The organism is Metabacillus sp. 84 (genome assembly GCF_050107715.1).
Classification (GTDB): Bacteria; Bacillota; Bacilli; order Bacillales; family Bacillaceae; genus Metabacillus_B.
In genome coordinates this window covers 158,764-181,418 of the sequence record NZ_JBNILN010000006.1, presented here as the reverse complement: position 1 = coordinate 181,418, position 22,655 = coordinate 158,764, and the positions used below count along the sequence as shown (strand labels likewise).

The window sequence follows — 22,655 nt, the reverse complement described above, 5'->3', positions numbered from 1 at the left end:
TTTTACTATAAAATATGCTGATCAATTAATGCAACCAGCTCATCAATTTCAGGTTTGCTTACCTGAGCTGTTGCTCCGACCCTAATTCCCTTATGCATAAGATCATCTGTGATAAGGGATGAAAAAATGATGACAGGGATTTCCTGAAGCACGTGATGTTCCTTCAATTTTTTTGTTAAGTGAAGACCATCCATTTGAGGCATCTCAATATCCGTAATCACCAGGTGAATCCAATCTCGCGCTTTCCCCTGCTCTTCAGCGGCCTGTTCAAGATAAAGGTAGGCCTCCCTCCCGTTTTCAAACAGCTCCATGTTTGAGAACCCTGCTTCTTCTAAGGTCTCTTTTAAAAGCTTTCGCAGCATAGGTGAATCTTCTGCTATGAGAATCTTCTTTTCTGAGCGTTCTCTTTTCCCAAGCTTTTTCACACGCTCCACGGTAAGACCGGACGCCGGATCGATATCGACTACAATTTTTTCAAAATCAAGCATGAGAATCATCTTTTCATTCAGCTGGATCACTCCAGTTATATGTGATTCCAGACCTTGATACATCGTTGAAGGCTTCTCAATCATATCCCATGTCACCCGATGAATTTGTGTGACATTTTGCACATGAAAGATTAGTTTTTGTTTATTAAACTCTGTGACAATAAACTTATCTGAACGGGTCATTTCCTTTTCCTGCAAATTCAAGGCTTTCGCCACATTAATTACAGGAAGCACCTCGCCGCGAAGTTCCATGATTCCCTCAACATATGAGTGCGAGTGCGGGACAGCTGTAACTGGTACAGGCTGAATGATCTCTTTCACTTTAATAACGTTTATGCCAAAGCGGTTTTCACCAATTAGAAACTCTACTAATTCCAGCTCATTTGTACCGCTTTCCAGTAAGATTCCTCTATTCTCTGCCATCATGCTCTTCCTTCCATTCACTATGATACCTTTTATATCGGCATTTTCATTCAGAGATGAAGCCGGACAAAGAAGGCATTTGAATTAATATAAGTATTTCATAAGCCTTGACTCAGCCAGATTGGTATCAATCGGACACAGCCTGGCATCCCTTCCATATTGCCAAATCCAGACATTCCCTTTACAAGGGGGCTTTGAAGGATTAAATGGCGGGGCTTCGTACTCCTTGCCTGCTCCGGTTTCCGGTCTGGAGGACCATAAGATGCTCTCCCTTGCAATCCTGCTGTTTTTATTGACCGCTTCACAGTAGGCATCCGAAAAGTCCCCTTTAACGGGATCATGATAAAACCCAGGCCGAAAACCGGTCTCTGTCATTTTTTCTGCCCAAGCGGAAATCCACTCAGCTTTAACCGTAAAAAAATGCTCAATATTGGCGAAAATGACCGTACCTGCCGATATTTCAAGTCTTCTTGCATGGAATACAGCATTCCTGACGGCAATGGCTCCTTTGTCGTAATCAATCGCCTGGTCGAAAACGTTATAAATAGGCAGAATTTTAATCCCCCTGCTATGGATAAAGCTGATTTCAAGTTTGGATAAGCCTCTTGAAACTCCAGGCACGTCAGCTAGATAACGGCCCCAATACGCAGGAGTCCCATAATGCTTCTTTACACAATTATATAACTCCTGATCTGCTTTTTTGGCCGAATCGATTCCCCAGGCTTTGCGCGTCACCTATACCACTTCCTCCCGTGCTTCCCTTATTTATATGCACGGGCTTGCCTGTCTTAATCCACTTGATCAGCCGTCCTATATGTAACACGCTGATGAATGATAAGCCCGATGGCCGCCATAATCATAAGTGAGCCCAGCGCTGCCCTGCTTGCAATGTCGCCATAATCGGCAAAAAGCAGCGTAATGGTTCCATACAGCAACGGACCGATCACCGAGGAAACCTTTCCTGAAAAAGCGAACAGCCCAAAAAATTGCCCCCTTTTGTCCTCCGGAGTAATTTCTACGATTAACGTACGGGAGGTTACCCACACAGCCCCGAGAGAAATGCCGAACAGACTCCCCGCTATCCAGAACATCCACTCTTCTGTTGCCGCCGTTGCAAGTAGCAAGGCAGTCAGTAAAATAAAGCCGACTGCTGTTACGGCCTTTTTAGCACCGGCAGATTTTGTAATAAATCCAAAGAGAAAGGAACCCCCGATACTTGCAATGGTCGAAACCAAATACAGAAGAATAAACTGGCTGTTCGAAAAACCGACAATGGCTTTGGCATAAACAGCCATCATTGCGATCGCTGTAGCTAGAGCGTCATTGATAAAAAAATACGCCACTAAAAACAGAAAGGCGGGTCTGTATTGCTTCAGCTCCTTGAAGGTTGCTAAAATTTCTTTATACCCACTAAGAAAATGCTTTTTTTCCCTGGGTTCAAGCAGCGGCTGATCCTTTGTAAAAAAAAGGAGCGGCAGTGTAAACAGGGCAAACAGGCAGGCTGTCGGTATGAAGGCCTGATGGAAGCCCCCTCCTCCGATAAATGGGTAGATAGTGAGACCCGCAAGCGTTCCAATGTACCCGACAGCTACTCCGAAGCCGGAAATGAGCGGAAGCGTTTGAGGGGTGCTGACATTCGTAATCATGGCATCGTAGAAAATCAAGCTGGAAGAATAAAAGAATTTCGCAATGATAAACAGGATTACGATGATCCCAAGGGATGCGGGCACACCAAACAAAAAACCCGGCAGCTGAACATATCCAAAAACGCCCATAAGCGCTGTCGCTAAAACAGTAACCGCTGTAAATCGGATGATGTACCTCTTTTTCCTTCCGGTCCGATCAATCATTACACCAAAAAGGGGAGAAAATAACACGAGAAAAAGACCCGCTGCCGCATTGGCATAGGATATAAAGGTGCTTGCAATTTGATCCATTCTCTCACTGCTGCCTATGGCCTCCTCCAGATAAAACGGAAAGAAGATGGTAATCATATTGGAGGAAAAGATGGTATTCGCAAAATCATAGAGCGCCCAAGAAAGAACGGGGAGTGAAAAAAAGACAGGCCAGGAGGATTTCAGCCCCGGAGAATCAGCTTTTGAATAATTTATTTCCGACATAGTGACGACACCTTTCCTTGTAACTGTTGATGCTTATGTATTCTAGGTCCGGGAACCAGGTTCCTTTGTCTTTACTATCTTTTAACATTTGCAGAAAAACGCTGATGCAAAAAAAGTCTTTGCCTGCTATAATGCATAATGTGAATCGGCGTGCCGATTATACGGGTAGGGTCGAGGGATGAAAAACAAGGAAGGATTACCGTTGAAGTCACTTTTTCAGCTCGAAGAAAATGGAACCACGATCAAGAAAGAAATAATGGCAGGAATCGTTTCATATTTGACCGCTGTATACATCATTGCTGTAAATGCTTCTATTCTTTCAGATGCAGGCATTCCTCTTGAAGCAGGAATGATTGCCACTGTCCTGGCAGCATTTACCGGATGCCTGCTCATGGGATTGATTGGAAAGACGCCGATCATCCTCGTACCGGGCATGGGAGTCAATGCGTTATTTACCTATACGATTTGTCAATCAATGGGCATTCCGTGGCAGCAGGGACTCGCTGTAGTTGTCATTTCCGGGCTGCTTTTTGCAGCCGTTGCATTTACCGGGCTGACCGAAATTCTGTCAGCTGCGATCCCATCCGCATTAAAAGAGGCCATAACAGTCGGGATTGGGATTTTCCTGACCTTTATTGGCCTCCAGAAAGCAGGTCTTGTTGAAGCAAGTAAAACGACATTCGTCCAGATGGGTGATTTGAGCAGTCCCGCAGTGATTGCGTCCATTCTGACTCTTTTGATCACGGTTGTATTATTTGCAAAAGGGGTACCTGGACATTTTCTAATCAGCATCCTGGCTGGCACCGTTATAGCTTCTTTGTTTGGACTTATCCCGCCGAATTCACCTTCAGAGAGTGCCGGCGGTTTTGATGCATATGTAACCGTCATTGGCTCAATCTCATTTGCAGGTATGTTTGACACTGCTTTCTGGATTGGCGTTTTCTCTCTCACAATGGTTATTGTGTTTGAAAATGCTGGACTGGTTCATGGCCATACATCCATGATCAGCCGCCCTAACCGCTTTAAGCCGTCTTTGCAGGCCAACTCATTATCGGCCATTGCCTCAGGATTCCTGGGTACAAGTCCAACCGTGAGCACGGTAGAGACTGCTGCCGGTATTTCTGCTGGAGGACGCACAGGGGTAACCTCTATAATCACCGGACTGCTTTTTTTGGCTTCTCTGCTGTTTTTGCCTTATATTAAGCTGATTCCTGACGGTGCGATTGCTCCGGTGCTTATTCTAATCGGCGGTTTGATGATTCAAAACATCCAGAACATCAATTTGCAGGACTTTTCAGAAAGCTTTCCTGCCTTTTTGATCATTGCATTAATTCCGCTGACTTACAGCATCGTCGATGGAATGGCTTTCGGATTCATAGCCTATCCAATCGTCAAGCTGGCTATGAAACGTTCGAAAGAAATCGGGCTGCCTTTATATATAATCGCTCTGCTCTTTCTTGCAAGCATGATTCTCCATTCGGTCCATTAAGGAATAACACGACACAATCCAAAACCAAGGTCGCTCCCGCAGCATGCGATCTTGGTTTTTTGGGCTGGCCGTCCCCCCCCCGGCGCTGCGGATGAGGGGGACCGGCCTATTCTGCAGCCCGCTTTTCCTGCTCAGGTACCAGCACTTCTCCCTGGTGACTATCCAATTCGATTAAAGGCCTTTAACGTAATTGTTACCGATGTTCCTTCACCAAGCCTGCTGCTGTAAGCAATCTCCCCTTCCATATCATGAATGAGCCTGCTTGTAATCATTGTCCCAAGACCGGTTCCTTTCGTTTTCGTCGTATAAAAAGGAAGACCGATATGTTTAAGCTGCTCCTCGTCCATTCCTTTGCCGTTATCTGAAATGGTAATTAGAACTTTGCCGTTAAAATAGTCCGGTTTTTTCGACACAGCGATTGTGCCGCTGCCATCCAATGCTTCAATTGAGTTTTTAAGCAGGTTAATAATGGCTTGCTTCAAATGCTCGGTATCTCCCAGTGCATCATTGCTTGGAAGCATTTCAAGACTGATCTCTGCATTCTCATAAGTAGCCATAGGCGTTAAAAGTTCAACAGAATCTTTGAGAAGCTGATCAATTTTCACCCTTTCAAGCTCGAACTCGAATGGCTGGGCCAATTTCAGATAATCAGTAATGATTTTGTTCGTCCGATCCAGTTCTCCAAGAATGAGCGGCGAAAATTCTTTAAGCTTCGAATCAGCCGTGTCTTCTTGCAGGAACTGTATAAATCCTCTTACAGCCGTAATGGGATTCCGTATTTCATGAGCAATGGATGCTGCCATTTGACCGATGGTGGTCAGCTTTTCCAGGTACACCATATTGACCAGGTTCCGGTTGATGCGAATGAGCGCCTCAATAATTGCGATCATCGCCATCGTAACAGCAAAGAAAAACAAGAAATAGATCATATAAAACTCAAAGGGCAGGAAAGTAATGAACACGGAAACAATCCAAATGTATAGAAGAAAATAAATGAACACAATGAAAGCCCCTGCTGCGAGGCGGACTTGAGCCTTTAAGAATATTTTTCTGAAGATGATGCCTGCCGCATAGGCACCCGTGTTGATAATTAAGCCGACCTGCATAAATTCTCCGCCAAATCCATACCGGACAGAACAAACGAGCAAAAGCCCAATTCCTCCCGCGAGCCAGCCGGAATACAACGTAACAATCAAAATCGCGATCATCCTGAAATCAAAGAACGTTTCCCCCAGATCTTCAATTGGGTAAAGCATGCAGAGCATAGCCCCAAAACCGCTGATAAGGCCAAAAATGACTTGCTGCTTAACTGACATCCTCTTTCCTGAATGAAACGGAAAAATCAGGTTGGCGTTAAACGTAAAAGAGAACAAAATCGCCATATTTACAATAAGGGGTTTTAAATAAATGAGCACTGGCTACCTCCGTCTATCTTCTTACAATTCACAATATATCATGAAAACTTTATAATCCATATAGCAAATCTCCTTGTTTAATTAAAGGCTTTATAACTCTTCACATTGAACATGAAGTCACGTTAGCCGGCAAATTCGCTCTGAATTTTTCAGGGATTTATAATCTGGCCTGCAGCCTAATAAAACACTCCATTGATTTACACAAATTTTACAATTATATGTCGATATATATAGTAAAATAGTAGTAACTGTGGTGAATACGAACTAGTCAAGGAGTCATGCTAATGATAAAGATTGGTGATATTGCCGAAAAAGCGCCTGTTATAACAGGCGACGTAAAAACCCAGACAGCAGAAATCCTATTCGAAGAGCACTCCTCAGCCCAGGGAATTGTTGTCATAAAAAACAGCAGGCCTGTAGGTCTTGTGATGAAATCCAGGTATAATCACAAACTTTCTACTAAATATGGATATGATTTGTTTATGGGACGGCCCATCGAATTAATTATGGACTCAAATCCACTTATTGTTGATGCCTCGGACAGTATTACAGAAGTAAGCTCCCTTGCTATGCAGCGGGAAGAGGAGTTTTTGTATGACTACATCATCGTCACCTCTGAAGGCGCATACATTGGGATAATCAGCATCAAAAATCTTTTGATGAAATTCGCTGAAGTGCAGGCAGATTTAGCTACCTGGACGAATCCCCTGACAGGTCTTCCGGGCAACATTTTAATTGAGAATAAACTGAATGAGATTATACACAGCAGCAGGTTTACCCTTTTATATGCAGATCTTGATCATTTTAAAGAATTCAACGACCGGTTCGGTTTTAAAAAGGGAGATCTGCTTATAAAGGAAACAGCAAATATTTTAATTAAATACCTTTCATCAAGCGGTAACGAAAATAATTTTCTGGGACATATCGGAGGCGATGATTTTCTTGCCATTCTTCCCCATTTTGAATATGAGCAGCTTTGCAAAAACATTATTATGGAATTCACAGTCGTCGTGAATAAATATTACGAACAGTCTGACTGGGATCGCGGGTACTCAATCGGATTATCCCGGAAGAACAGCTATGAAAAAATTCCTCTTACCTCCCTCTCAATCGCAGTTGTGACGAATCAGGAAGCTACATTTGCAACTTCAGAAGAATTAAGCATCGCCGCTGCTAAAGCGAAAAAAAAATGCAAGGCTATTTTAAATAGCTGCTATATTCCCTATCATCCTAAGAAAAAAACAGTTCAGACATCATAGGCAGGCATACACCCATATGTTCTGCTCTGCATAAGGTAGATGGACTGTATTTCCTTTCTAAGGAGGACCATCAACCATGTACCAATATGCAGGTTATCCCGTTGACTATGATCCGTATGCTTCTTTTTTTCTTAATGATTATCCATTCCTGCCTGGCTGGGAGCGTCAAATGCTTCAGCCCCCGCCGCCTCCACCCGGGGGATTACCCGGAGGCGGCACCCAGCAGCCCCCTGGCCCGCCTCCAGCTTTTACACCTGTTCAGCAGCAGGCCACGGCCTTTGCAGTAGACCCGGGAGGAATCCGTAGATGCCTCTTCCGCAACACGTATATCTGGCTGAATAACGGTCAGCAGTTCTGGTTCTATCCTACCTTTGTTGGAAGAAATTCTACAGCAGGATTTAGATGGTACCCTCAATTTAGACAATGGTTCTATTTCGGGATCGACCTTAGGCAAATCAGCTCCTTTACTTGCTTCTGACCTTACACAAAACAGGCTCCCTGCCTTCGGGGAGCCTGCTTTTATCAGATACGGATGAAAGCAGCCCCGAGAGGTGCAAGAACAGCCCTTTATTCTAAGAGCGGTTTCTTTCGGCTCTTCCACTTAAGCTGCCATTAATCGCCTGTCAAACCCGTGTTTCTTGAAGAATCCTTTTTTTTGCTCAGCAGTTCAAACGCCCGTTCTACAGCCAGTTTTCCGGTTAACGCGTAGTGTATTTCTACTGTTCTGCGCTCGTCCAGATAGATTCCTTCAAATGCTGCATCTTTAATTTTAGCCGCCCATCCTCCGGAAGTCTCTACAGCGACAACGGGTTTGCTGTTCATATAAGCTGCTGAAAGCTCACCAAGGGTGCCATTTCCCCCTCTTATCATTATAATGGCATCACATGAGTGCACCAGAATAAGGCTGCGGTAATCAAAGCCTAACCCCGTTGTAATGGGGACATCCAAATAATCATTGGCCACATCGGTAAGATCTCCTGCTAAAATCCCGATTACAAGTCCGCCTGATTCTTTCGCACCCTTTGAAGCATGCTCCATCACTCCGCTTCCGCCTCCAGTCAGCAGAACCGCACCTCGTTTAGCCACTTCCGCACCAGCTTCCTCAGCTATCGTACAAATTTCTTCCGGAATTGTTCCAGATTGACCTATTATCGCTATCCTGATCATGATCGTCCTCCGCTTTTCCTGATATATTTAGTATACTTGAAATTTCCATCCGTTTGGACATGTAAAGGAAATCCTCCTCGAATTTCCACTAAATAAAAGGATGGCATGCCAGCAAGCTTGCCATTCTATACATAAGGAGGGATTCCAATGACAAAAAGAAATCGCAAGACTAAATCCGGACTCCAGCACGCAGCATCTATTACAGAGATGGAGTTCTCTAAAGATGCCCAAACTTCACAGCAGGCTGAAAAAAAATCACATCCCCCTGCAAAATGACCCGCTGGAAAGAGCATGCCAGTGACTTATCGAAATCCTCAGATGATTCAGGAACGGCTTTTCCAGGTATCACGGTGCCGGAGCTTTACTGCTGTAAAGGGGCGGGGGGCAAAGACGTTGGTCTGCCAGCCCCTGCGCAGCAAGGATTCGCGGATCAAGTGCCGGAGCTTTAGTACGGCACCGAAAGTGGGGCCAGGCACAGTGCCTGGCCCCTGCTGCTTTAACGCAAAGCGGTACGGAGACTTGTTCTTTAAAGCCTTGCGGTATAACGGGCCCGAGAGATGGTGCCAGAGCTTTAATTCTTTAGCAGAGGGAGGGTCGGAGGCAGGCACCAGAAGGCACATTGGTATTGCCAGGTGTATGGAATCTGGATTTTCTGCAGCATCCCTGACGTTAGGGAATGGTTCTATCGGAATGAGCATGAAAAAACTTTTTTGCATTAAAAAATCCGGTCTCTCTATACAAGGGACCGAATTTCATCTTCCATTTTTTTCATCTTTTCTTTAAACTCTTCTCTTCTTTCCGCCTGTTCATAAATTTTATCCAATTCCTGTTTATAAAATTTCATATGCTCTAATGTCAGAGCATTAAACATTTCGCTCCTTAATTTGACAACAAGTAATTTTTCTTCCGGTGTAAGATAGGTATCATCTGGAAGCACAAATTTCACCTTCTTATAAGGATTTTTTGTGTACATATAGAGTTTCGATTCATAAATAGGTCTTATGGGGGGGCGGGCTATAATTTTGATTTTTTGTAGCGGAGCCAGCCGACCTTCCAAAAGAATCCAACCATAACAATCACGATAACAATCATGATCCCAAGAACAACAAAATAATTGTTTCTTCCCTGCAGCTCCGGCATATATTGAAAGTTCATTCCATACAGACCGGCGATGAAGGTAAGCGGAAGAAAGATGGATGACATTACGGTAAGTGTCATCATAATCCGGTTCATTTTATCCGAACTGATGGAAAGGTAACTGTCTCTAATATCCGCAGTCAGCTCTCTGTTTGCATCAATCATTTCAACCAGCTTCAGCAGGTGATCATAAACATCCTGCAGGTAAATTTCTTTTTGCTTTAGACCGCTGAGCTTTGAAGAGGAAATCATACGGTACAGCAAGTCTCTCATAGGGATAATGCTTCTGCGGAGACTGGATAAATCTGTACGTATTTTAAACACTTCTTCCATAATGGAACTGATTGTCTGCTCCTCGGATTTATCTTCCATCGAATTGAGCACATCTTCCAATTGGTAGACTGGAGGAAAATATTCATCCACCAGTTTATCAAGTATCTCGTACATGATTTGCATGGGCCCGGATTGCATACCAGCATCCTTTTTCACACGCAAAAATAAATTACTGATTTCCCTGACAGGCTTTTTATGAAAAGAAACAAGATACCGGTCACTGACAAATAAATCGACTTCTTCGGCATCCAGGGTTTTTTGATGGATGGAGTGGAGGACCAAAAAGAAATAATCGTCATAAAAATCCATTTTGGGCCGCTGTACAAATTCTACACAGTCCTCAATTGCAAGTGGATGGAACCTGAAAAATTTTGAAAGCAGCTGAATCTCTTTTTCGGAAGGTTCCTGAAAATCAACCCAGTACCACTTGTATCCTTCTTTTTTCAATGAACCCAGCGGTAAATCGTATATAACTTCTCCGGAATCTGTTACGGCGAGTGTTCGAATCATTTATTCCATCTCCGATTGGCAGTTTTACTTTTAAAAATTTACCCTGATTAAGCAGATTCAAACCTTGCGTACCATTTTAACATTCCATTAGGCGCTTTTAAAAAGGCAATTGGCATGGGAAAATGTTTATCTTTACAAAATGGAGATAAGATTTGTTAAAATGATACATAAGCACGAGGAAGAAAAGGTGATTTGATGGAGCATTTAATCCAGCCCAGAGTAAAAGAGATCGAAATGTCTGGAATCAGAAAGTTTTTTAACTTAGTTGAGAATTATGAAGATGTTGTATCCCTGACAATCGGGCAGCCCGATTTTTTCACCCCGCATCATGTTAAGGCTGCGGCAAAAAAAGCAATTGATGAAAACTTCACCTCCTATACTCATAATGCGGGGTATGCAGAGGTTAGAAAAGCAGCAAGCGACTTTTTACTGAAGAAGTACAAACTCTCCTATAGTCCTGAAGAAGAAGTCATTGTAACCGCAGGAGCAAGCCAGGCCATTGATATAACGCTAAGGACAATCCTCTCAGAGGGAAGTGAGGTAATTCTCCCCGGGCCGGTTTATCCCGGGTATGAGCCGATTATCAGGCTTTGCGGAGCCGTTCCTGTTCATGCTGACACAGCCAGAACCCAGTTCAAATTAACAGCAGAACAGATTGAAGCACGATTAACAGAAAGGACAAGATGTGTCATCCTGCCTTATCCATCCAATCCGACAGGCGCTGCTCTGGACCGTGAAGAGCTTGAAAAAATCGCCGATCTTTTAAGAGGACGGGATGTTTTTGTTCTTTCAGATGAAATCTACAGTGAATTGGTGTTTACTGGAACTCACTATTCCATTGCAGCATTGCTGCCTGAACAAACCATAGTTATAAACGGGCTGTCTAAATCCCACAGCATGACAGGATGGCGAGTGGGGTTTGTATTTGCCCGGAAAGAGATTGCAAAGCACATGCTTAAGGTACATCAGTATAATGTATCCTGTGCTTCCTCCATTTCTCAGAAAGCCGCTTATGAGGCGCTGACAAACGGAATTGATGACGCGTTTATCATGCGCGAACAATACAGGAAAAGAATGGAATACGTGTACGGCAGGCTTATAAAGATGGGAATTGAAACAGCCAGGCCTACGGGTGCATTTTACATATTTCCTTCCATTAAAAAATTCGGCTTATCTTCCTTTGACTTTTCTCTTTCCCTAGTCAGTGATGGAGGAGTAGCCGTGGTGCCGGGAAGTGCTTTTTCCAAGTACGGGGAAGGATTTATCCGGATCTCTTACGCTTACTCAATGGAGCAGCTGGAGACAGGGATGGACCGCTTTGATCATTTTATCCGAAATGTGGTCCAGCCGGTTTAAAAGAGATTTTGACAGCTGAATGCTATAAAAAAGGGAGGACGCTCACCTGACTGAGCGTCCTCCTTTTGTTGGAAAGCAGATCGTGAATGTGGTGCCCTTTCCTTTTTCACTTGCAATGGTTACTTTTCCAAAGTGGTTTTCAATGATTTTATATGTAATCATGAGTCCTAGACCGGTCCCCTTTTCTTTCGTCGTAAAAAATGGATCACCCATCCGCTTTAAGATGGACTCGGATATCCCTTCCCCCTCATCCTGAACGGTTACCACGATTTCGTCGCTGCTTCCGCTCGTGTTTATCTTAACTGAACCTCCATTTGGCATCGCATCAATGGCATTCTTAATCAAGTTAATAAAAACTTGTTTCAGCTGATTGGGGTCTCCGTATAAATTTGAGTTTTCGTTCGTAAGAGAAGTCTTAATGTACACTCCGTTCAAATTAGCCTGTGTTTCAAGAAGAGTGGTCACTTCATGGATCAGCAGGTTTAAATTTGTTTTTGTAAACATGCTCGTTTGCGGTTTAGCAAGCACAAGAAGCTCGCTCAAGATTAATTCAATTCTGTCCAGTTCCCCAAAAACGATTTTAAAATACTCATCATTGCTGGTGTCTTTTGTTTTCATAAGCTGTAAAAATCCTTTGATTGCTGTAAGCGGGTTTCTGATTTCATGGGCGATCCCCGCAGCCAGCTGTCCCGCTACAGACAATTTTTCAGATTGCAGCATCAGCTCTTCAGTTTTTTTCTTTTCTGTTAAGTCCCTTAAGATTACTTGAACCGCAGGCTCACCAAAGTAACTGGTGGGAATGCAGACCATCTCGGTAAATATAAGCTGGTTTTCGTAGGTTTTCCACTCCACTTCCCCAACCCTTGAATCCGACTGCCCTGTAAGAACCTCACGAATGAGAGTTTGTGCATGAATGAGCTGATCTTCCTTCATAAATCGGGTATAGCTCTTCCCAAGCATATCCTGATAGCCTGAAGCTCTAAACAGACGTACCCCTGATTCATTAATAAATACCCATTTATCATTATGAATTACAGCGATGGTGTCCAAAGAATTTTGAATCAGTCTTTGATAGCGTTCCCTGCTTTTTTGAAGGATTTTCTGAAATCTTTTTCTGGCAGATATATCAAGCAGGACTACAAGCTCTGCATGCTCTTTTCCATATTGGATCGATGACGTTTTCACTTCCAGCTCAATTGGTGTACCGTCAAGCCTGTGCCAGATTTGTTCAGTAACACCTGCCCTCGCTCCCTTTTGAAGCCGTTCAATCCTGTTGCGGAAAATCTCCTTGTAATCCTCCTGAATTAACTCCAGGGAATTCAGTCCAATCAGCCTGGCGTCATTTGCTCCGGCTTTCAGCAGCGCAACCGCTTCTTTGTTGGCAAAGTGAATCACCCCTTTAACCGTTATAATAAGCGGGCTTGGCAAATGATTCAGAAACATCTTTTCCGCCGTTCCTTCATCCAGGAGCGTGGATGGATTGGATAAAGCATCTTCCGGATCAGAAAACGTGATCTTCAGGACGATTTCTTCCCGTTCGCCTGCTTCTTTATGGCTCCGGATAAAATCCATCACTGCTTCTGCCCAAACACTTCCGTTTTCCTTCGTTTTCATTCTGAATGAACACGGAAACATATAGTGCTGATTCTGCAAATAGCTCTCTACAGCCTGCACATCCTCACTATGTACATAGTCTGAAAGGTATCTCCCTATGAGTTCTTCCCTGCCGGAGCGTATAAATTCCTCTGCATTGGCTGAAACGTAGAGAATCTTTCCTTTAGAGTTTAGGACCGTGTATACGTAATCTGTTTTTTCCGTTTGCTGATCCATTGCTCCCCCCCCCCTTTTTCGGAAAAGCTTTCAATTGGAGCATACTTTTAAATCTTCAGCCCGGGTATGATATCTATAAAACAATTCGAGAAATTTTATCTGAATCCTTCAAACACTTTCAAAAGTTTCCAATATTTTCAGGCCTAGCTTAACCTTGCAAGAGCTTGCTCGAGACTCTCAAAATGAAGAGGGTGCTTTTCCCTGTGCCATGTTCCGGCAAGACCGGAAGTCAATGTGAGCTAATGAACATCATCTTCACGTAAACCGCAAAAAAACACCCGCTTTGGTTAAAGCAGGTGTTTTCGGCTCAATTCATTCCTTTGTATTCCCCTTGATTTTTAGACGCCTTTTCTTTTTTAGCTTTCTCATGATGAAGCTGATTGACATGATGGCTTCCTGATTCATGGGCAAATTCAGTATCTTGCTTTGAAGAATCAAATCCTTTTTTATTTTTCTGTTCAGCATTATTCTTCTTTGTGCGTTTTGCCATTCTTTTTTCACCCCTTTTCTTTCCTGCTATATAGTTTCTTTCGAAAAGGGGCAGTATATGATTGGCAAAAAAAAGAACCGCATAAACTGCGGCCCTTTATGATTAGCTGGCGGCTTCTTTCTTTTTGTCAATGATCACTTTCGATTTATCTTCTTGGGCATTATATTTTTTTTCAAGCTGTACATAAGCCTTCATGATCCGGTCTCCGATAAGCCTGCTTGCGGCAGTCGCCGAAGACCTTTCCTTTACATTCGGCACGGTTACACTAAACGCTACTTTGGGATGGTCGGTCGGGTAATACCCTACAAAAGTAACATTGCTTACAGGCTTTAATTTAATTCCCTGCTGGATATTTGTGTAAAAAGATTGAGTGGTTCCCGTTTTCCCCGCAACATCAAGGCCGTTAAAATAGGCCCTGGCTGTCCCCCGGGAACCTTTTGTAACGAGTTTCATCCCATCCTGGATCCGCTTGATTTCATCTGAAGTATTATTAATGGCATTCAAAATTTTGGGGTCTCTCTCAAATACAAATGGCCCAAGCTGATGATCGTTCATCGGTTCGTGAACAGACCTGACGACTCTTGGTTCAACCCGGTATCCTCCGTTTGCTATGACAGAGATGTACTGGGCCATCTGCAAAGGAGTATACGTATCATATTGGCCGATTGCGACATCAAGAAGCAATCCGCCTACCGAGTCCGGATACGCTCTTTGACCGTCTGCTTCACCGGGCAAATCGATGCCGGTGGGCACTCCGAGGCCAAATTGATCGTTCAGGTTGCGGAATTTCCGCAGGTCATCCGGTCCCGCGGAGAATTTCCCGTTGGGTACATATGGAATATCGGCAATTTCCATCGCCGTCCGGAACATATAAACGTTCGAGCTGACTTCCAGTGCCTCGCGGTCATCGACCCATCCGCTCGGGTGCAGGGATTTTTTCGGAGCGGTACCCTTGAGAAGAATCGGGATATTGTCATTAAATGACGTCCCAGGCTCCAAGCCTTCCTGAAACCCCCCTAAGAGGGTAGCCCCCTTAACAGCTGATCCCATTTCATACTGGGTTGTGTAGGCTCCATAAGAAAAATCATAATATTTTTTTGAATTAAAGCGGTCGTAGCCTTTTCCAGCCATAGCGAGGATATCGCCCTCGTAGGGATCCATCATCACTGCAAAGGCACGGTCGGCATATGGGCTTACGGCTACAGCTTTTTTCAATTCTTCCTCGACAATTTTTTCTACTTCACGCTGAAGCTCCGCATCAAAAGTCAGCTTCAGATCAAGTCCTCTTCTGCCAGGGTCCACGACCTTCTCGGAAATAGTGCTGCCGTTTTTATCTGTGATATATTCAACCTTCGCTTTACGCGGATTTAAAAATTCTTCATATTGATACTCAAGGCGAGACTTCCCTACTCGGTCGTTGCGTGCGTACCCTCTCGCCTGGTAATAAGGCTTACGTTCTTCCAATATACCCTGGGAGGAGCTTGTGACCCCTCCAAGTATACTTTCCAGCGTATCTCCAAATACGTAGCTCCGGTTCCAGTCTGTAATGATGTTAACACCCGGCAGAGATTCGATATTCTCTGAAACCCGGGCCATTTCATCATTCGTAAGCATATTATGCGGCCCTGGAACTTCATCTTTAGGAGCTGCCTGCGACTTAATGATTTGCGGTTCATACTCATATCCTGAAGAGAAACGTTTGTATAGCACCGCAAGCTCCAGTTCACCCGGATTGTTTTTTATCACATTCACTTCATGCTGAGGCACCCTCTCAACCTGAAGCTTATATTGATCCTTCCCTTTCCTCTCCAAATCCTTTGCCGTTAAAAGTTTTTTAGCCTCCTCTTCGTGGGAGGCCAGCCAATAATCACGGATATCCCGTTCGCTTTCCTGTCCGGCTGTATATTGAATTGCTTCTTTTTCAACCTCGATGTATTCGGCAAGCTTTCTTGCTGTCTCCAGCTTATCTGCCGTTTTCGTGCTTTTTTCTACCGTGTAAGTAATGGCAGGTACACTTACGTTGTCAACAACCACTCTGCCATACCTGTCATACATTTTCCCCCGGGGCGCCGGATAAGAAGAGATATTTGCTTCCGTTCTGGTTACTTCCTTCGTATACTCCTCTCCTTTAACAATCTGAATAACGCCCAGACGGACGATAAGCATCGTGAAAATGAGAAATACGCAAAAGAAAAAAATATTGATGCGAAAATGGCGGGCTCTTTTCAGCTTTCGATCCTCCGATGAATGTGTCCCTTGTTCTGTCAATTTCGTACTCCTTTCAAAATAGATATCTATTAAATGAAAAGTTTTGTAAAATAACATCCCTATTGTAACACTTGTGTAATAGTTGTCATATGTCGAACGGCCTATTTTTTGTGTCAAGTACAAATTCAATGAAAAAACTTCAACAGATGGTATTTTAAGGAGATTTTCGACTGTGAAAAACTGCTCTACTTACAGAATGAAAGTGGATTAAACCACTATTATATAAGGGATTTTTTAAGTTTCGGGGTTTTATTTCAAAGGTAAACATGTCAATGGAAATCGGTGGCTGAAATATTACAATTCTGCCGTGTTATGATGAGTTTGTGCAAGAGAGAAGCACGAAAATACAATCACACATTTTTTAGGAGGGCTTTAATTTATGAAGAACACTACTAAGAAATCTTTTATTATATCAGTCGCTGCTGCGGCAGGATTCGCCACTTTCGGAGGAGGCAACCCGGCAGGTGCACAGGAACTTTCTCAGCAGAATGTACAGGCTAAAGTGACTGAACTAAGCAAGAAATTTAATATCAGCCCTGAGCAAGTTCAGCAGGCAGCTGAAGGCAGCGGCAATCAGCAGCAAATTCAGGAGCAAATTCAGCAGCTTCTAGGCAAGCAGGCTCAGGCCGCACAAGGTCAGAACGGTAAGGATAAGGCTCAAAAACCAAACTGCCTGCCAGGACAAGAACCGGAAGCAGCTAAAGAACAGGCTCCAGCTCCTGCCAAAGAACAGGCTCCAGCTTCTGCTAAAGAGCAGGCTCCAGCTCCTGCACAAGGACAGCAGCAGGCTCCTGCCAAAGAGCAAGCTTCTGAACCTAAGCAAGAAACAGCTAAGTCCGGCGCCCTTAGCGAGTTTGAACAGCAGGTTGTTGAACTGACAAACCAAGAGCGTGAAAAACAAGGTCTTAAGCCACTTCAAGTAGATGAAGAGCTAAGCAAAGTAGCTAAAGAAAAGTCTGCAGATATGCAGAAAAATAACTACTTTGATCACAATAGCCCAACATACGGATCTCCGTTTGATATGATGAAACAATTTGGGGTTGAATACAAAACAGCAGGGGAAAACATTGCTATGGGGCAAAAATCACCTGAAGAAGTTGTACAAGCATGGATGAACAGCGAAGGTCACCGTAAAAACATTATGAATTCCGAGTTCACGCACATCGGTGTAGGACATGTTGAAGAAGGCAACTACTGGACTCAGCAGTTCATCGGTAAATAATAGTTTTATAGTTTAGCAGACAGCCGCTCGTAAGCGGCTGTCTTTTTTATCAATCAGGAGAGCCTTTTTTGCTTCCAAAGCTTGTATAAAGCATGTGTTCCGCTGTTCTCTTCTCCCATATTTTCCAGTGTTTCAAAAAGCTCCAGTGCCAGGTCAAGTCCTGGAGTAGGGAGGCCAAATTGCTCTGATTCCTCTTTGGCAATTCTCATATCTTTTATAAAATGCTTTACATAAAAGCCCGGTTCAAATTGATTGCTCAGCATTCGGGGGGCAAGGTTGCTGAGGGACCAGCTTCCTGCTGCCCCTGTGGAAATGCTTTTCAGAACCTGTTCCGGATTGAGACCTGAATTTTCTGCATAGGCTAGAGCTTCACATACCGCAATCATCCCTGAGGCAATTGCGATCTGATTGCTCATCTTTGTATGCTGTCCTGAACCTGCTCCCCCCTGATGAACGATATTGTTCCCCATTGCCTGAAAAAGAGGCAGACAGTTTTCAAATGCAGATTCTTCGCCGCCTGCCATAATCGCAAGCCTTGCTTCTTTTGCACCAACATCCCCTCCTGATACTGGAGCGTCGATGGCATAAAGTCCTTTGGAACGTGCTGCTTCAGCAATTTTTACCGCAAGTGATGGCTTAGAAGTTGTCATATCAATTAAATAGGCACCCTCTTGAGAGGAATCGATAATACCGTCTTCATCAAGATAGATCGCTTCAACATCACTTGGATAGCCGACCATCGTAATCACAAAGCCGGCTTCCGCCACAGCTTCCTTGACGGTATCGGCCCATTTTGCCCCTTTCTCAAGGAGATCTTCTGCTTTATTCTTTGTTCGGGTATATACTGTTAATGAATAGCCTTTACTCATTAAATGTTCTGCCATGCTATTCCCCATGACCCCTGTCCCGATAAATGCCACGTTTTCTCCCGCCATAGGACCTCTCCTCCTTGTTTCTATACCGATTTTACTAATCCGCCATCTACCAGCAGCGTCTGGCCCGTTACATATGTATTTACGCCTGAAAGCATAAAAACAGCATAATTGGCGAATTCCTCGGGATCACCATACCGGCCGAGCGGAATACGTGCTTTATTATTCTCGGCCGCCTCATCAGGAGTAATGCCCTGTCTTTCAGCTGCTGACTGATCCAGGAACGCTACGCGGCCGGTCGCAATCCTTCCCGGAGCAAGTGTGTTAATCAGAATATGATAAGGGGCAAGCTCCTGGGACAGAGTTTTAGTCAGTCCGACAATTCCCATCCTGAACGTATTGGAAAGCAATAACCCTTCAATAGGCTCTTTCACGGAGGAGGAAGCGATATTAATGATTTTTCCGCCTTTTTCTTTCATATGGGGCAGGACCTGACGGATTATGCGCACATAGCTGAGAAGATTCAACTCAAATGCTTCATACCAATTTTCATCTGTCATGTCCTCAAACGTTCCGGCTGGAGGCCCGCCTGCATTGTTCACAAGGATATCAATTTCCCCAAACTCATCGATGGTATGTTCAACAAGAGCTTTAATTTGCTGCGGGTCTGTAATATCACAAGTTTTACTGATAATTCTTCCGTCTCCTATGTAAGCAAGTTCCTGCTGAACACTTTCCAGCTTCTCAGCATCGCGCCCGCTCAAGATCACATTTGCGCCTTCCTGCGCTAATTTTTTGGCGACCGCTTTGCCAAGCCCCTGACTGGATGCAATAACAAGAGCTGTTTTATGCTGCAGATTCAAATCCATCCATATCACCCCTTTTCTAAGATACTCCAATTTTATCACACACAGGAACTGCTGGCATTTTCATCGGCTTCCTGTCATTCCTGATAGACAGGGAAAATTTTGTATTCTCATTTTTTCTGTCAGGTATGCCAATGCTCGTGCATACTTTATAAAGCTTCAGATTAATCACTTTTCTACCCTTTTCAGAACTCTTGCGCACCAAAAGAAAAACCCGAGAATGCTCGTGAATCAAGCATTCTTGAGTCTATCTAACCTTTTCCTTCTGTTTACGTAAAATATTCAATTTTCGCCTGCGGAAAGTAGGCTTCAATATAATCTTCCAGTGTATCCCTTAATTCCTGTTCCTCGTCCTTCTGATAAATATACTTGCCAATTCCGTACCTTCCCCATTTATATCTGCGCTCATCCACGCTCATTTCTAGTTTTGTTTTCGGGTAATTCTTTTCGATCACCCTTTTTGCAGGCTTAGTAAAGCGGTGCTGAATCATTTCAAACGTAATATCCTGAACAGCGTCTTTAGGGAGTGATTCATGGAGTTTAACAAACAGCTGTTTATATCCTTCCTGCCATCCTTCATGAATATAGATTGGTGCTACGATAAACCCGAGAGGATATCCTGCCCGGGCAACTTTAACCGCTGCCTCGATCCGTTTATCCAAGGGAGAAGTGCCCGGCTCAAAATGCTTAATGACATAATCTGCATTGACACTAAACCTAAACCTGGTTTTTCCGTTATGATCTGCATCAAGAAGATGGTCTACATGATGAAATTTAGTTACAAAGCGGAGCTGCCCAAGATCGCTTTTACCAAAATATTCAATCGTCTTTTTCAGTGAATGGGTGAGATGGTCCACTCCGACGATATCAGAGGTACAAGAGGCTTCAAACCTCGTTATATCTGGTGCTCTTTCCTCCATATATGACTGTGCCTGTTCAAGTATTTCTTCAACATTTACATATGTCCTAATGTAAGGCTTGCTTCCCATAGTCGTTTGAAGGTAGCAATAATGACAATGGCCCATGCATCCTGTAGCAAGCGGAATGGCGTATTCAGCTGAGGGCTTTGAGCTATCGAACTTTAGCGTTTTTCTGACCCCTATAACCAATGTTGATTTCGCATTTCGGTACTGCTGAAGGTGATTCTTTCCAGGTATATTCCGGACTTGGTTATGGGAGGTTGTCTCTCGTAGTTCAAGTCCCATTTTTTCGAATTTTTCTTTCAGTTCGACACCAAGGGGGTACTCCAGAGCCCTTGGTTCAAAATAAACAAGCTGTGGAACAAATGGTTTAACCAATCTTAATTCCCTCCTTTATGTATGCATCACTCGTATTGTTCACGGTCAAATAATTCATTATAGAGCTGCTCTGCTTCCTCAAATGAAGCAAACACCGCATCATCCGGAAGCAATTCGTGATAAGTGTCATATAGAAACAAAGCGATGTCATTCTTGTCCTCAGGGTGCTGGACCACTTCCGCTTCTTTGATCACTGCTACATTGGCTGTGTGAGGATTTCTATAAATAACGTAAACCGTATCTCCTGCTTTATGCTCTGCTCTCACTGATGTGTCAGCTCCTTTTCTGATCTTCTATGTTAATCTTTGCGGGATAGCTGAATTTTATGTCATGGCATAAAAAAAGACTGAACTATTGGGCAATAGTCAGTCAGGTATGTTTTAGGCGGATCCTGAACGAATTGGAGATTCCTTCTCATATTCATGGTTTTATGGAAGCGGAAGAATAAGCTTCACCGTTGTCCCTTTACCTTCCTCGCTTTCTATTTCAAGGGATCCCCCATGCTGGGCTGCAATTTTTTCTGTAATCACAAGCCCCAGTCCAGTTCCTTTTTCTTTAGTTGTAAAAAAAGGTTCTTTAATTTTATCCAGCTTTTGCTTAGGAATACCACATCCGGAATCATTAATGATAAGGGCAGCTGTTTTTCCATCATTTTTTTCTAAAGAAATTCGGATCGTTCCCCCATCAGGCATCGCGTCACTGGAATTTTTCAGGAGATTAATGAGTACTTGTTTAATTTGATTCCTGTCTCCGTATACAGTGACAGAGTCTATTTCGTCCATTTTTATCACAATATTTTTAAGCGCCATTTCAGATCCGAAAAAAGTAATCGTTTCTTTAAGGACTTCCCTTAAATTGAAGAGTTTACGGTTAACGGACTGGGGCTTTGATAAAATCAGGAATTCGCTGACAATGTCATTAAGGCGCTTAAGCTCAGAGAGCATAATTTCCGTATAGGGATAATCCTCTGGAGACTTTTCTTTTAAGATTTGAAGGAAACCTTGCAGAACAGTTAAAGGGTTTCTTATTTCATGAGCTACACCTGCTGCCATCTCTCCTGCTACTTTAAGTTTTTCTGCCTGAATAAGCATCAATTCTTCATTTCTTCTTTCGGTCACATCACGAATAACTTCGGAATGGGCAATCAGCGCGCCACTTTCACCATAGATAGGCGATACGGCAGCCTCGACCTCAACCCTCTGCCCGTCCGCTGTTAAATCTGAACGGGTTACCATGCTTCCAAAACTGTTCGGCTGAGCGATAGCTTGATGTGTATATTCACCGTATGGATACTGCTTCCCTTTTAGTTCATCCTCATGGAGCTTATATAACGATTCAAAGGCGGGATTTACAGCAATTACTTTATATTCCCGATCCATTAATACAATCGCATCCTTGCTCTGTGAAAATAACAGCTCAAGCTGCGCTTTAGTGGACTCCAGTGTCTCTGCCATTTCATCCTTTTGTTCATTGACCTGTTTCCATAGGCCGCCAATAAACCTTAAATAATAAAGCTGGAAAAACAATACCAGGATGGTGAAGAGGATGTAATAGGCTATTTCCTTTCGGGTAATATCCTGAAGGAGGACATCGAAATACGTATAAAAGAAATAAATCTGCACAGCAGCTGTAAAGAGGGAGGAAGAAATTAACAGGGTGCGGTTCTGATAAATGGTGCTGACCAAAATAGGCAATGTCAGAAACACAAGGTTTACAAAAGCAGGAACGGTCATATTCAGCATGATCAAATAAGCATAAAGCAGAGCAATCAAACAGAACATTAAATACTCCGGCTTAATCTTTTTTTCTCCCAAAAACAGAAAAATAAAAGGGATAGAAAAAGCAATTAGGAGGAGCCAATGATCCCGGTCCCCGTCTAACATATAAATAAAGAGTAAATCCAGTATGTAAAATACACAAAGCAGCCTAATTAAAAAGCGGTTCCTTTTTATAATGACAGGCTTTTTATCCATAAAACAACCTCTTCTTTATCAGTATAATCTCGTATGGACTGCCAAATGGTGCGGAACAGCCAGAACAAATGGTTATTCTTACCGCTATTATACCAGTTAATTCTAACCAATAGCCTATATTTTCTACATTAAACGCAAA

The 22,655-nt window shown here is 43.5% G+C and carries 21 protein-coding genes; 6 read left to right on the top strand and 15 right to left on the bottom strand.

Going from position 1 to position 22,655, the window contains the following annotated elements:
* Nucleotides 1–5: 5 nt before the first annotated feature.
* The 3 genes from ACQCV8_RS13045 to ACQCV8_RS13035 all read right to left on the bottom strand — a co-directional run bounded on the left by ACQCV8_RS13045 (nucleotide 6) and on the right by ACQCV8_RS13035 (nucleotide 3,031).
* Nucleotides 6–911, bottom strand: coding sequence for a chemotaxis protein (locus ACQCV8_RS13045; RefSeq protein WP_426845116.1), 906 nt, complete (start codon nucleotides 909–911; stop codon nucleotides 6–8).
* Between the two features lie 84 nt (nucleotides 912–995).
* Nucleotides 996–1,646 (bottom strand): glycoside hydrolase domain-containing protein, encoded by a 651-nt coding sequence (locus ACQCV8_RS13040; RefSeq protein WP_426845075.1) that lies wholly within the window; start codon nucleotides 1,644–1,646, stop codon nucleotides 996–998.
* A gap of 53 nt (nucleotides 1,647–1,699) precedes the next feature.
* A complete protein-coding gene (locus tag ACQCV8_RS13035; protein ID WP_426845074.1) occupies nucleotides 1,700–3,031 on the bottom strand; it encodes an MFS transporter in 1,332 nt (443 codons plus the stop codon).
* Nucleotides 3,032–3,287: 256 nt separating this feature from the next.
* Here ACQCV8_RS13035 and ACQCV8_RS13030 point away from each other — a divergent pair, with 256 nt between their 5' ends.
* On the top strand, nucleotides 3,288–4,520 hold the full coding sequence (locus tag ACQCV8_RS13030; RefSeq protein WP_426845115.1) for an NCS2 family permease: 1,233 nt from the start codon (nucleotides 3,288–3,290) through the stop codon (nucleotides 4,518–4,520).
* Nucleotides 4,521–4,678: 158 nt separating this feature from the next.
* Here ACQCV8_RS13030 and ACQCV8_RS13025 read toward each other — a convergent pair whose 3' ends face one another.
* Nucleotides 4,679–5,935 carry an ATP-binding protein gene (locus tag ACQCV8_RS13025; RefSeq protein WP_426845073.1) on the bottom strand — a complete coding sequence of 419 codons (1,257 nt, stop codon included), beginning with the start codon at nucleotides 5,933–5,935 and terminating at the stop codon, nucleotides 4,679–4,681.
* Nucleotides 5,936–6,219: 284 nt separating this feature from the next.
* On the opposite strand from ACQCV8_RS13025, the gene ACQCV8_RS13020 reads away from it, so the two are divergent.
* Complete coding sequence (locus tag ACQCV8_RS13020; RefSeq protein WP_426845072.1) at nucleotides 6,220–7,194, top strand: GGDEF domain-containing protein; 975 nt, start codon at nucleotides 6,220–6,222, stop codon at nucleotides 7,192–7,194.
* A gap of 76 nt (nucleotides 7,195–7,270) precedes the next feature.
* On the top strand, nucleotides 7,271–7,672 hold the full coding sequence (locus ACQCV8_RS13015; protein ID WP_426845071.1) for a hypothetical protein: 402 nt from the start codon (nucleotides 7,271–7,273) through the stop codon (nucleotides 7,670–7,672).
* Between the two features lie 134 nt (nucleotides 7,673–7,806).
* On the opposite strand, the gene ACQCV8_RS13010 is transcribed toward ACQCV8_RS13015, so the two are convergent.
* Nucleotides 7,807–8,361 carry a TIGR00725 family protein gene (locus tag ACQCV8_RS13010; RefSeq protein ID WP_426845070.1) on the bottom strand — a complete coding sequence of 185 codons (555 nt, stop codon included), beginning with the start codon at nucleotides 8,359–8,361 and terminating at the stop codon, nucleotides 7,807–7,809.
* Nucleotides 8,362–8,508: 147 nt separating this feature from the next.
* Between ACQCV8_RS13010 and ACQCV8_RS13005 the strand changes: the two genes are divergently transcribed.
* A complete protein-coding gene (locus ACQCV8_RS13005; protein WP_426845069.1) occupies nucleotides 8,509–8,637 on the top strand; it encodes a hypothetical protein in 129 nt (42 codons plus the stop codon).
* Between the two features lie 457 nt (nucleotides 8,638–9,094).
* Here ACQCV8_RS13005 and ACQCV8_RS13000 read toward each other — a convergent pair whose 3' ends face one another.
* Together ACQCV8_RS13000 and corA are read right to left on the bottom strand one after the other, a co-directional pair.
* A complete protein-coding gene (locus ACQCV8_RS13000; protein ID WP_426845068.1) occupies nucleotides 9,095–9,298 on the bottom strand; it encodes a hypothetical protein in 204 nt (67 codons plus the stop codon).
* A gap of 77 nt (nucleotides 9,299–9,375) precedes the next feature.
* Nucleotides 9,376–10,341, bottom strand: a complete 966-nt coding sequence (gene corA / locus ACQCV8_RS12995) for a magnesium/cobalt transporter CorA (RefSeq protein ID WP_426845067.1) — start codon at nucleotides 10,339–10,341, stop codon at nucleotides 9,376–9,378.
* Between the two features lie 195 nt (nucleotides 10,342–10,536).
* On the opposite strand from corA, the gene ACQCV8_RS12990 reads away from it, so the two are divergent.
* Entirely contained in the window at nucleotides 10,537–11,697 is a 1,161-nt protein-coding gene (locus ACQCV8_RS12990) for an aminotransferase A (protein WP_426845066.1), read from the top strand.
* A 42-nt stretch (nucleotides 11,698–11,739) separates the two neighbouring features.
* Here the strand turns inward: ACQCV8_RS12990 and ACQCV8_RS12985 are convergent, their stop codons facing one another.
* From ACQCV8_RS12985 to ACQCV8_RS12975, 3 genes are all read right to left on the bottom strand, one after another.
* Entirely contained in the window at nucleotides 11,740–13,527 is a 1,788-nt protein-coding gene (locus ACQCV8_RS12985) for a PAS domain S-box protein (RefSeq protein WP_426845065.1), read from the bottom strand.
* Nucleotides 13,528–13,834: 307 nt separating this feature from the next.
* Nucleotides 13,835–14,017 (bottom strand): hypothetical protein, encoded by a 183-nt coding sequence (locus tag ACQCV8_RS12980; RefSeq protein WP_426845064.1) that lies wholly within the window; start codon nucleotides 14,015–14,017, stop codon nucleotides 13,835–13,837.
* A 102-nt stretch (nucleotides 14,018–14,119) separates the two neighbouring features.
* Entirely contained in the window at nucleotides 14,120–16,285 is a 2,166-nt protein-coding gene (locus tag ACQCV8_RS12975) for a peptidoglycan D,D-transpeptidase FtsI family protein (RefSeq protein WP_426845063.1), read from the bottom strand.
* A gap of 379 nt (nucleotides 16,286–16,664) precedes the next feature.
* Here ACQCV8_RS12975 and ACQCV8_RS12970 point away from each other — a divergent pair, with 379 nt between their 5' ends.
* Nucleotides 16,665–17,507 carry a CAP domain-containing protein gene (locus tag ACQCV8_RS12970; RefSeq protein WP_426845062.1) on the top strand — a complete coding sequence of 281 codons (843 nt, stop codon included), beginning with the start codon at nucleotides 16,665–16,667 and terminating at the stop codon, nucleotides 17,505–17,507.
* A 53-nt stretch (nucleotides 17,508–17,560) separates the two neighbouring features.
* Here the strand turns inward: ACQCV8_RS12970 and ACQCV8_RS12965 are convergent, their stop codons facing one another.
* From ACQCV8_RS12965 to ACQCV8_RS12945, 5 genes are all read right to left on the bottom strand, one after another.
* Entirely contained in the window at nucleotides 17,561–18,442 is an 882-nt protein-coding gene (locus ACQCV8_RS12965; protein WP_426845061.1) for an NAD(P)-dependent oxidoreductase, read from the bottom strand.
* Nucleotides 18,443–18,462: 20 nt separating this feature from the next.
* The gene (locus ACQCV8_RS12960) at nucleotides 18,463–19,248 is read right to left on the bottom strand and encodes an SDR family oxidoreductase (RefSeq protein WP_426845060.1); all 786 of its coding nucleotides are present in this window, start codon (nucleotides 19,246–19,248) and stop codon (nucleotides 18,463–18,465) included.
* Nucleotides 19,249–19,514: 266 nt separating this feature from the next.
* Nucleotides 19,515–20,543 carry a spore photoproduct lyase gene (gene splB, locus ACQCV8_RS12955; RefSeq protein ID WP_426845059.1) on the bottom strand — a complete coding sequence of 343 codons (1,029 nt, stop codon included), beginning with the start codon at nucleotides 20,541–20,543 and terminating at the stop codon, nucleotides 19,515–19,517.
* A gap of 26 nt (nucleotides 20,544–20,569) precedes the next feature.
* A complete protein-coding gene (locus ACQCV8_RS12950) occupies nucleotides 20,570–20,809 on the bottom strand; it encodes a transcriptional regulator SplA domain-containing protein (RefSeq protein ID WP_426845058.1) in 240 nt (79 codons plus the stop codon).
* A gap of 162 nt (nucleotides 20,810–20,971) precedes the next feature.
* Nucleotides 20,972–22,516, bottom strand: coding sequence for an ATP-binding protein (locus ACQCV8_RS12945; protein ID WP_426845057.1), 1,545 nt, complete (start codon nucleotides 22,514–22,516; stop codon nucleotides 20,972–20,974).
* Nucleotides 22,517–22,655: the final 139 nt, after the last annotated feature.